The organism is Caproicibacterium argilliputei, assembly GCF_029211325.2.
GTDB lineage: Bacteria > Bacillota > Clostridia > Oscillospirales > Acutalibacteraceae > Caproicibacterium > Caproicibacterium argilliputei.
Genome location: NZ_CP135996.1, coordinates 559,843 through 569,734, shown reverse-complemented (window position 1 = coordinate 569,734; position 9,892 = coordinate 559,843). Strand labels below are relative to the sequence as shown.

7 protein-coding genes are annotated in these 9,892 nt (G+C 50.9%); 5 read left to right on the top strand and 2 right to left on the bottom strand.

The features are described from left to right. The first annotated feature begins 173 nt into the window (after positions 1–173). Positions 174–3,782 carry a lipocalin-like domain-containing protein gene (locus PXC00_RS02670; RefSeq protein ID WP_275845690.1) on the top strand — a complete coding sequence of 1,203 codons (3,609 nt, stop codon included), beginning with the start codon at positions 174–176 and terminating at the stop codon, positions 3,780–3,782. A 298-nt stretch (positions 3,783–4,080) separates the two neighbouring features. On the opposite strand, the gene PXC00_RS02665 is transcribed toward PXC00_RS02670, so the two are convergent. After that, positions 4,081–4,764, bottom strand: a complete 684-nt coding sequence (locus tag PXC00_RS02665; RefSeq protein ID WP_275845691.1) for a hypothetical protein — start codon at positions 4,762–4,764, stop codon at positions 4,081–4,083. A gap of 23 nt (positions 4,765–4,787) precedes the next feature. On the opposite strand from PXC00_RS02665, the gene PXC00_RS02660 reads away from it, so the two are divergent. Genes PXC00_RS02660 through PXC00_RS02645 form a run of 4 tightly spaced genes read left to right on the top strand, consistent with a single transcriptional unit; the run spans position 4,788 to position 7,404 of the window. Next, positions 4,788–5,276 (top strand): GntR family transcriptional regulator, encoded by a 489-nt coding sequence (locus PXC00_RS02660; protein ID WP_316935056.1) that lies wholly within the window; start codon positions 4,788–4,790, stop codon positions 5,274–5,276. Continuing rightward, positions 5,277–6,137 (top strand): ABC transporter ATP-binding protein, encoded by an 861-nt coding sequence (locus tag PXC00_RS02655; protein ID WP_275845692.1) that lies wholly within the window; start codon positions 5,277–5,279, stop codon positions 6,135–6,137. 18 nt (positions 6,138–6,155) lie between these two features. Further along, the gene (locus PXC00_RS02650) at positions 6,156–6,755 is read left to right on the top strand and encodes an ABC-2 transporter permease (RefSeq protein WP_316935199.1); all 600 of its coding nucleotides are present in this window, start codon (positions 6,156–6,158) and stop codon (positions 6,753–6,755) included. A 31-nt stretch (positions 6,756–6,786) separates the two neighbouring features. Next, complete coding sequence (locus tag PXC00_RS02645; protein WP_275845693.1) at positions 6,787–7,404, top strand: ABC-2 transporter permease; 618 nt, start codon at positions 6,787–6,789, stop codon at positions 7,402–7,404. A gap of 138 nt (positions 7,405–7,542) precedes the next feature. Here the strand turns inward: PXC00_RS02645 and PXC00_RS02640 are convergent, their stop codons facing one another. Then, positions 7,543–9,714 carry a beta-glucosidase gene (locus tag PXC00_RS02640; protein ID WP_275845694.1) on the bottom strand — a complete coding sequence of 724 codons (2,172 nt, stop codon included), beginning with the start codon at positions 9,712–9,714 and terminating at the stop codon, positions 7,543–7,545. Between the last annotated feature and the right edge of the window lie 178 nt (positions 9,715–9,892).

The window sequence follows — 9,892 nt, the reverse complement described above, 5'->3', positions numbered from 1 at the left end:
AAATATTTATATATTTTCCATAAATTTATAAATATATATTGATTTTTTTGCGTGTTCACTTTATAATTCATGCTATATTAAATCATATTCTAGCATCTATCTAATTTATAATATTATAAATTATTTTGGGAAGCTGGAATTTTTTCAAGTTGAAAGTGAGGAGTTGACACACCATGAAACACACGCATTTCCAAAAAGTCCTTGCGGGCACCTTGGCCGCTGCAATGGTTTTTTCAATGACACCGCTCAGCGCCTGTGCAGCGACAAAAACGACTGCTGCCAAAAATTCTGCCCCAACCACATTCACGCACGCCGTTGCGCACGATCCATCGATTGTAAAAGACGCCAGTTCAAAAAACTACTACATTCTTGGCTCACACACCGCAGCTGCAAAATCAAACAACCTTATGAACTGGACACAGCTAAGCACGGATTATCAAACCCCCAGTCAAGAACCGTTCTTTGGAAATTTGCAAACCACGCTGAAGGAGTCTTTCAAATGGGCAGGATACAATGATGGTGACGCTGCAAACGGAAATTACGCTGTCTGGGGACCGGACGTTATCTACAATCCACAATATGCTTGGAGTGACGGTAGCAAGGGTGCTTATATGCTCTACTACTGCACTTCCTCCACTTGGCGTCGCTCCTGCATCGGTTACTTGGTTTCTAAAACAATCGACGGCACTTACCAGTACCGAAATACCATCGTTTATTCCGGATTTACCAAAACTGGTGAACCTGACGGCAACAGTACCCGCAACACAAAATGGGACAATGATTATCTGAATCTGAAATCTTTAATTGCAAAGGGGGCAAAGAATGGCGGTATTGACAGTATTACAGACGATAAGTGCTTTCAATCAGACGGCTCGTGGAACAATCAATACGCTCCCAATGCAATTGATCCAACGGTTTTCTTTGATAAATCTGGAAAACAAATGTACATGGTTTACGGCTCCTGGTCAGGTGGATTATATATGCTGAAAATGAATCCTGAAACTGGAGAACCACTTTATCCTGGAAAAGACGGAACCGACAAGGTTTCCGGAAACTACGTGGACCGCTATTTCGGTATCCACATTGCCGGCGGCAATCATCAGTCCGGAGAGGGACCGTTCATTCTTTATGACAAAGCCAGTGATTACTATTATCTGTATGAATCCTATGGCGGATTAGCCGCAACCGGCGGCTATAATATGCGGCTTTTCCGCTCAAAAAATCCGACAGGTCCTTATGTGGACGCAGTGGGCAACAACGCCGCTGACAACGGAACAGATAATGCAAAATACGGCATTAAAGTCATGGGCAACTACAAGTTTTACAATCAAACCGGCAAACGTTCTGCGGGTGGAAACTCCGCGTTGCTGGACGATGACGGTTCCATGTATCTGGTTTATCATCAGCGGTTCGACAGCAACCCAAGCTCCGAAGCACATGAAGTACGTATTCATCAACAATTTTTAAATGAAGATAACTGGCCGGTTACCGCTGTTTATGAATACCGCAAAGAAACGATTACCACCTACCCAGACAAAGATGTGATTGGCACTTATGAATTTGTAAACCATGGTACGGCTGCAGCCGATGGTAATATGCTGACAACCCAACTGGTTCGCCTGAATCAAGACGGCAGCGTTTCCGGCGATGTGACCGGCACATGGAAAAAGGCCGCTTCCTCTGCAGGGTATGATTATATCACGCTGAAACTCGGGAACGTGACCTATAAAGGTGTATTCTTTAAGCAATATGATGAAGAAAATACTCCAAAACAAAAGATGACGTTCACCGCTATTGGCGGTAACAACACCACAGTCTGGGGCAGCATGGTAGATACTTCTTCCGATCAGACCATCGCAAACATGGCTGCAGAGTCCTTGGCAAAGCAAGTCCCCACTTCCGCTGTGGATTCCATTTCCCTGCCGACATCTGTAATGGGTGCTTCTATTTCGTGGAGTTCTTCCAACACAAAGGTGCTGCGCGCATCCGGCGCCGTGACACCTCCCACGAAAGATACTTCTGTCATATTGACTGCTGCAGTTTCCTATAAAACAGCGAAAGTCACACAAAAATTCACCGTAAAGGTACAGCATACCGCTTCATTGATTTATGATTTTGACTTTAATAAGAATCCAGATTCTGACCGTACTCTGCACCCGGCAAACGGCTCTGCAAAATCCGGGAAAGCCATTTTACAGGGTACCGCCTCTCTTGTCACTGACACCCAGAAAGGCCGCGTGCTAAAACTGACAAACACAGCAAAAGCGCAGGGAGTCAACTATTTAAAGCTTCCAAAAGATACATTCAGCACCGTCACTTCCGCCGGCTACTCCGTGAGTATGTGGGTCAAGGCATCCAGTGATACATTCGAACACAGCGCACTGTTCGAAGCAGACGCAGTCGGCACTTCCAGCAATGGCTATCCCATGACACGCATTGGCGTCAATTTAATCGGGCGAATCAATGCAAATGCATACAGCGACGTGCAGGGCAGCCTGCTAAAAAGCAACGGATTTCGCAATCAATGGGAAAAAGTTGTTTATACCGTGGGGCCAAGCGGAATTAAAGTATACTTGAACGGTGCACTGGTCGGTGAGGAAAAGAAAGACCTCAGCACCTGTTTTGCGAATGACAACGGCAGTATTCAAAAAGCAACACAAGTTGCCGTCGGCAGCGGACCTATCTGGGGCGACGAAGATGTGCGAAATGCGGAATTTGACAACGTCCAAATTTATGACGGTATCCTCCGCGAGAAGGAAGTTGCCCATGCATACAAGCAGGACATCGGCGCCGCAAATTCTACACTTTCCACAAATAAGCAATCTAAGGAACTGAAAGATACCGAAACCGGCATTTCCGTTCATGGAGAGCAAAAAGATTTTCCGGAAAACATGAAACTTTATGCACAAATGCTTTCTACCGAAAATCCAGAAGGGAATGCCGCTGTCAAACACCTGCCTAAGACTGTACAAAAAAATGCCGCCTGTGTTTACTCCATTGGTTTAACGCAAAATGGAAAAGAAATCACACCGGCACAAAAAGTAAGCCTGCTTATTCCACTTGCGAATACATTATCTGCAGATAAACTTGCTGTTTTTCAAATGCAGGCCGATGGTTCTTCCAAACTGGTTACCGGTGTGGAAGTAAAAGACCGTACAGTTACATTTGAAACCGCTTCCCTTGGAGTATTTGTCCTTGCACAAACTGGCGACACAAATGTCCCGCTGCCTTCCGTTGCCATGAACAACCATACCACCCAACAGCCTGCTCCGTCAGACACCTTGGAAATTCCGGCTTTCGGCACAATTACCCTGAACTTTGCTTCCAGCCTGACGCTAAAGGACTTTGCTTTCAACACAGGAAACGGAAAGGCCTTGCAGACCGACACTTCAAAAAAGTGGGGAAAGAACCAAGGACAATACTTCCTTTATGCAGGCGGTAAAATTGGTGAGACCACCGGCGTCTATGTCAATGGAAAACGACTCTTTAAAGTAAAGATTGTCGACCGTCCATTCCGTGCGGACACGACGAAAGACATCCGCCTTGCAGAGGGTCAAAGCTACATCTTCTCTATCTCTCCCAAGGTCAAAACGAACAGCTTTTCATTCGTGTCCGCTAACGGAAAGGCAATTGAAACATCCATTGTAGCCGCACGCTATCCGGACGCAAGCGGACGTTACGATTGCCAAATAGCCGTTAAGAGTCCATTCAAGGGAAAAGTCGGAATATACTGCAGTCTGAACGGCAGCACTTATAAAGTCTTCGCAGTTAGCAGTAAATAGGATAAAAAATCACTCTCCCTCCTGCTGTCAGCCGCTGCCGGCAGGAAGATACTTAGCAAAGGGGTTCTTTACGCCGATATCCTGCGTTCTGCCATACCTTCCTGCAGTAATCCCTGAAAATTTGTGATATCCTTTCTTTATGCCATGGGGCACCGATTGAATGAATGGTTCCGTTACCATTCCCTCACCGATGCCCCATGGCTTTTTATACATTTACAAAATTGCAAACACTCTTACACTCTGTCAAACACTGTGAGTCGTCCAACGAACATTAGTCTTTCCCCGCGCATCGTGCCGGCTATGCGGCGCTGTCAGCCGGTGTGGACTCTGGTACCGGCGTAATGCCACCGTTCTGCCCCGCTGGCGCTTCCTGGCTTTCCGGCTGTTCCGGCTCACTGGAAGAGGATGCCTCCGGCGCGGTACTCTGTACTGCTTCTGTCTCGCTTTCCGGCTCCTGTGGTGTGCTTTCCTCTGACTGTTCCGCTTTGCTTTCCTGTGGTTCCGGCGTGCTTTCCGACCGCTGCGGTTCACTTTGCTCCGGTTCGGCGGCATTGTCCCGGGTGCCGTCCTGCGCCATACTACTGTCCTGCTGCACCACACCCTGCTGCGCGGAAGGAGCCGCAGAACTGAGCGCCGAGGAAGGCGCGGAAGACGCCGTGTCGTTTGCCACACTGCAGGAACGCCCCACCACAGCAAGCAGCAGCACCGCAACAATCACCGCAACCACAACACCCGCAATCCAAAGCGGGCGGCTGCCGCTGCCGGGGTCCTCCACCGGTTGCTGCCTGTCTTCGTAATATCCCGTATCCCCCTCATAGGGATATTCCTGTTCCGGCTGCTCCTCATCATAAGGGTCGTATGCCTGCTCATCATATCCGTCTTCGGTAAAATCCCGCGTATCTTCATCGGTTTGATCCAGGTCTTCCCGCGGAATGTACTGGGTTTCGTCCTGGTCTTTTTTCCCGTATCTGTCTTTTCTCATGCTGGGTCTGCTCCTTCCCGTTTTTGGACAGTATAACACAAATTTTCATAGAAAGAAATGCTCCGATACTTGACAGCACCACAAAACTGTGTATACTGTTCATATACAGTAATGAACAGGAAGGAGGCTCTCCCACGGAAATTCTGATCAGTTCTGCGTCCGGTCAGCCGATTTACAACCAAATCCACACCCAAATTAAAGCGCTGATTCTCTCCGGACAGCTGCACGAGGGAGATATTCTCCCGTCCATCCGCGCACTGGCCCGCGACCTGCGCATCAGCGTCATCACCACCAAGCGCGCCTATGATGAATTGGAACAGGAAGGGCTTGTTTACACCGTGGCCGGAAAAGGCTGCTTTGCCACCCGAAAAAACATCCGGCATATGCAGGAAGAAACGCGCCGGGAAGTGGAATCCAAACTGCACGATGTCCATTCGCTCGCCAAGGCCTGCGGCCTTTCTACAGAAGAGGTTATCAACTTGTACCGCGCTTTATCCAAGGAGGAGTTATAATTGAACGCCATCGAAATCAAAAATCTGAGCAAACACTACAAAGACTTTTCGCTCGACAATGTCAGCTTTTCCCTGCCGTCCGGCTGTATCCTCGGCCTCATTGGTGAAAACGGCGCCGGAAAAAGCACCACCATCCGCATGATTATGAACACTGCCCGCCGGGACAGCGGCGAAATTTCGGTGCTCGGCACCGACAACCGCCTGCCCGCATTTCAAGCGGTCAAAGAAGACATCGGCGTTGTGCTGGACGAGGCGAATTTTCCCGAAATGCTGACTGCCAAGCAGGTGAACAATGTCATGAAATACACCTTTGCCCGCTGGGACGAGGCCATGTACTTTGACTACCTCAAAAAATTTGCCCTGCCGGAAAAGAAAGCCTTCAAGGACTTTTCCCGCGGCATGAAAATGAAGCTCGCCATCGCGGCAGCGCTTTCTCATTCCCCAAAGCTGCTGGTGCTGGACGAAGCCACCGGCGGTCTGGACCCGATTGTGCGCGATGAAATTTTGGATATTTTCAACGACTTTACCCGGCAGGACGAAAGCCACTCCATCTTGATGTCCTCTCACATCGTGAGCGACCTCGAAAAGCTCTGTGACTATATCGCGTTTCTGCACAAGGGCAAGCTGCTGTTCTGCGAGGAAAAAGACCGCCTGCTTGAAACCTACGGGGTGGTGCACTGCAGCAAAGAGGAATTGGCTGCTCTGCCGAAGTCTGCGGTTCAAGGCGGCACCCGCACCTCTAAATACGGCGGCGCAGAAGCGCTGGTTTTGCGCAGCAAAGTGCCCGCGGATTTGAAAGTGGACTACGCCAGCATTGAAGATATCATTGTTTTTCTGGCAAAGGAAAGGTCTGCAAAATGAGAGGGCCGCTGCTGAAAGATTTTTTACATTCTGACAGGAAAGCTGAAACTCTTTTTGTTCATTCTGTTTTTTCCTGTGCTGCTGCTGCCAAACAGCTATCTGTTCACCTTTGAAATGACTTATATCACCTGCTTAACCTTCACGCTTTTGCTTTCCGATTCGGATGTAAAATGGGACCGTTTGGCACGCACCATGCCGTGCAGTGCTTTTCAGGTGGTTTTCAGCAAGTATTTTCTGGTGTATATTCTGCAGTTTCTGACTGCTGTGCTTGCCTTCTTCAGTTCCCAGATACTCGGATCTTTGCTAGAAAATGTCGTTACCCCTGCTGTTTTCTGCCGCGCCTTTCTGCTGCCGGGGGGCTTGATTGGGCTGCTTTTTCTGGCGGTCTGTATGCCCTTTGAAATCCGTTTCGACATCCGGAAGAGCCAGTGGGTGGTGACTGTTCTCTGCATCGTTTGTGCGCTTCTTTTTACTTTTCCCACACAGACCCGTTGCCTAAAAGCTTTCTTCCTGCAGGTTTCCCCGCTTGCCTGGATTCTATTGGGTATTACCGCCGTTCTGCTGAACGTCGTTTCCATTTTTCTTTCTGTTCGTTTCTACAGTAACAAAGAATACTGACCGCTGCTTTTACAGAGGAGGATTTTTCGATATGAAAGCACTGTTATTAAAAGATTTTTATGTCATCATCAAGCAAATGAAAGTTTTTCTAGTGCTAATTGTTCTATTTGCGTTTCTTCCGGGAACGTCTATGACTGTTTTTGCCATTGTCTACGCGGCCTTGCTGCCCTTTACCGCCTTGGCATATGATGACCGCGCCAAGTGGGACACCTACGCGCGGATGCTGCCCTACCCCGAAACCTCCGCCGTCATGAGCAAGTATGTGCTGGGGTACTTGCTGATGGCCGGTTCTGTGCCGGTTGCCATTCTCGGCGGTGTCTTTAAAATGCTTGTTTTCAAAGATGGCACCAATTTTAACGAAGAAGCTCTGCAAATCGGTCTAAGTGTTTTGTGCGGTCTGCTGTTTCTGGCAATTGAACTGCCATTCGTCTATCGCTTTGGCGTAGAAAAGGGACGCCTGGTCTTTATCGGTCTTTGTGCCATTCTGGGCGGTGTCGCCGGCGCCTATTTTGCTGTCAACGACGGTTCCCTGCATTTCCCTGCAATGTCTGAAAGTCTGTTCATCGTGATTGCCTGCGTGGCGGTCGCTGCGCTGCAGGCACTTTCCGTTTTCCTGTCTGTCCGGTTTTACAAAGCGCAGAAAAAATAAAAATCAGCTATCCAAATGACGAGCACCGCACGGCTTCAAAAACCGTGCGGTGCTCTTTCCTTTTGGGAATGATATGAAAAGCAGAAAGTGCAGAGGCCGTCCCGCACTTTCAAACGTATAAGCAATACCTGCCGGCAGTCACTCCGCTGTGATGTGACGGTAAACCGTGCGCAAAGATTCGCGCAGGCGGATATCGCGCGAAGAGCTGCCCGCCAAAAGCTGAAACTCGCCCGGCTCTGCCACAAAAACCTGCAGTTCCGGATCATAAAACGAAAAGTCTGCCGCAGACAGCGGGATTTCCACGGTTCCGGTTTCTCCCGGTGCAAGGAAAAGCTTTTGAAAACCGCGCAGTTCCTTTGCCGGACGTGCCGCGCTGCACACCGGATCGCGCACATACAACTGCACGGTTTCTTTGCCCGCGCAGCTGCCGGTGTTGGTCACAGTGCAGACCGCCACGGCACGCAGGCTGTTTTCGCCCTCCTCCAGCTGTACAGAAAGATGGTCGTACCGGAAAGTCGTGTAGGAAAGCCCATGTCCGAAACAAAATTCCGGCTCCACAGAAACTGTATCAAAGTGCCGGTAGCCCACGAATATTCCTTCATGATAGTACACCGTCTTGCCGCCGGGAAATTCCCCAATGCTGTGGGCAGGGCAGTCCTGCAGCCGCTTTGCAAAGGTTTCCGGCAGCTTGCCGCTGGGATTCACATCGCCGAACAGCACTTCGGCAAGCGCACGACCACCCTCCATGCCGGCGTACCAACCCCAGACAACTGCCTTCGCCTGCGGCAGCCACCGACCCATCTCAACCGGCGAACCGCCAGTCAGCACAACTATGGCATTCGGATTCACCGCAAGCACTTCAGCAATCAGCCGATCCTGTTCATACGGCAGCTCCATGCTGCTGCGGTCGCCACCTTCGGTATCCTGCCGGTGGTTTAAGCCGCACACCAGCACCACATTCTCGTACTCTTCGGCGAGCTTCCGTGCCTCCTCCCGCAGAGCCTGCCGCTTTTTCTGCAGCGATGCTAACACCGATTTGAGAGTTTTGCCCGCATTTTCCTTGAGGCTTTCCGCCTGCCACGCGGTGCTGCCCTGGTCGGTCTCTGCGTCCGGACAGTAGCCGCTGACCCAGCGCACCTCGGTATTGCCGCCGAGCACTGCCTTGATGCCCAGCAGCGGTGTCACTTCGTACAGCGCTTTAATCTCCGCGCTGCCGCCGCCCGGCGCATGGGTACGCACCGCGTTATCCCCGATGACCAAAAGCTTTTTCAGCTTCTTTTTTTGCAGTGGCAGCAAGCCACCCTCATTTTTCAGCAGTACCACCGACTCCCGCGCCGTGTCCAACGCCGCCGCCCGGTGCGCCGCCGTATCGTAGCAGCCTGCCTTGCGCTCCGCGCCATCCAGCATATGCAGTTTCTGCATCAGCACCAGAATCCGCTCCACTTTTTCATCGAGCAGCGACTCAGAAATTTTACCCGCGCGAACCGCTTCACAAAGCGGCTGTGCCAGATAATACTGGTCAAAATTGTCCGTCACGGACATTTCAATATCCAGTCCGCCTTCTGCCGCAAGCTGGGTGTCATGCACCGCGCCCCAGTCGGAAATCACCACGCCGCGGTAGCGCCACTGCCGCCGCAGCAAGTTGTTGAGCAGCGCCTTGCTCTGGCTGCAGAACTCGCCAAACAACCGGTTGTACGCACTCATCATGGTGTAGGAAACCCGTGCGCACGCACGGAACGATGGCAGGTACAGCTCGTGTAGGGCGCGTTTGTTAACCTGCACATCCACCTGCAGGCGCTCGGTTTCCTGATTGTTGAGCGCAAAGTGCTTCACACACGCCGCCGCATCCGACTCCTGTATGCCCTCAATCAGCGGCACTGCCAGATTTTTGGTCAGGCAGGGGTCTTCGCTCATATATTCAAAGTTTCTGCCGCAGAGGGGGCTGCGCTTCAGGTTAATGCCCGGCGCAAGAATCACGTCTTTGCCACGCCCGCGCGCCTCCTCTCCCAGCACTCTGCCGGTTTCGCGGGCGAGCTGCGGGTTCCAGGTCGCGGCAACGGCACTGTTGCTCGGCAGGTAGGTCACATAGTCATCCGGCAGGCCAACCGGCTCCCAGTGGTCACCGTGGATTTCGTTGCGCACGCCCATCGGCCCGTCTGACAGTTTCAGCGGCGGAATGCCAAGGCGCGGCACCCCCGCTGTGCAGAACAGCTGCGCGCCGTGCAGCATACCGACCTTTTCCTCCAACGTCATCTGTGCGGTCAGCTCTTTCGCGTGCTCCCAAAAGCGGGTTTCCTCTGCTTTGCCCATGTATCTGCCTCCAAAATTCCGGTTCGTTACGCTTCGTAAACCAACCAGAGAAATTTCCTGTTTCATTATAACCGTTTTCCGTATAAAATTCCTATCGGAAGATTTACAGAAAAAGCACCGGAATTATTAGAGATATTTCTTGGTTTCCGCTGCAAACGCCAAAAAAGGCCGCCGCAGA

Bases quoted from the DNA above. Each gene is read 5' to 3' on its own strand.
- PXC00_RS02645 (WP_275845693.1), top strand. From the start codon at position 6,787: ATGAAAGCACTGTTATTAAAAGATTTTTATGTCATCATCAAGCAAATG.
- PXC00_RS02665 (WP_275845691.1), bottom strand. From the start codon at position 4,764: ATGAGAAAAGACAGATACGGGAAAAAAGACCAGGACGAAACCCAGTAC.
- PXC00_RS02640 (WP_275845694.1), bottom strand. From the start codon at position 9,714: ATGGGCAAAGCAGAGGAAACCCGCTTTTGGGAGCACGCGAAAGAGCTG.
- PXC00_RS02670 (WP_275845690.1), top strand. From the start codon at position 174: ATGAAACACACGCATTTCCAAAAAGTCCTTGCGGGCACCTTGGCCGCT.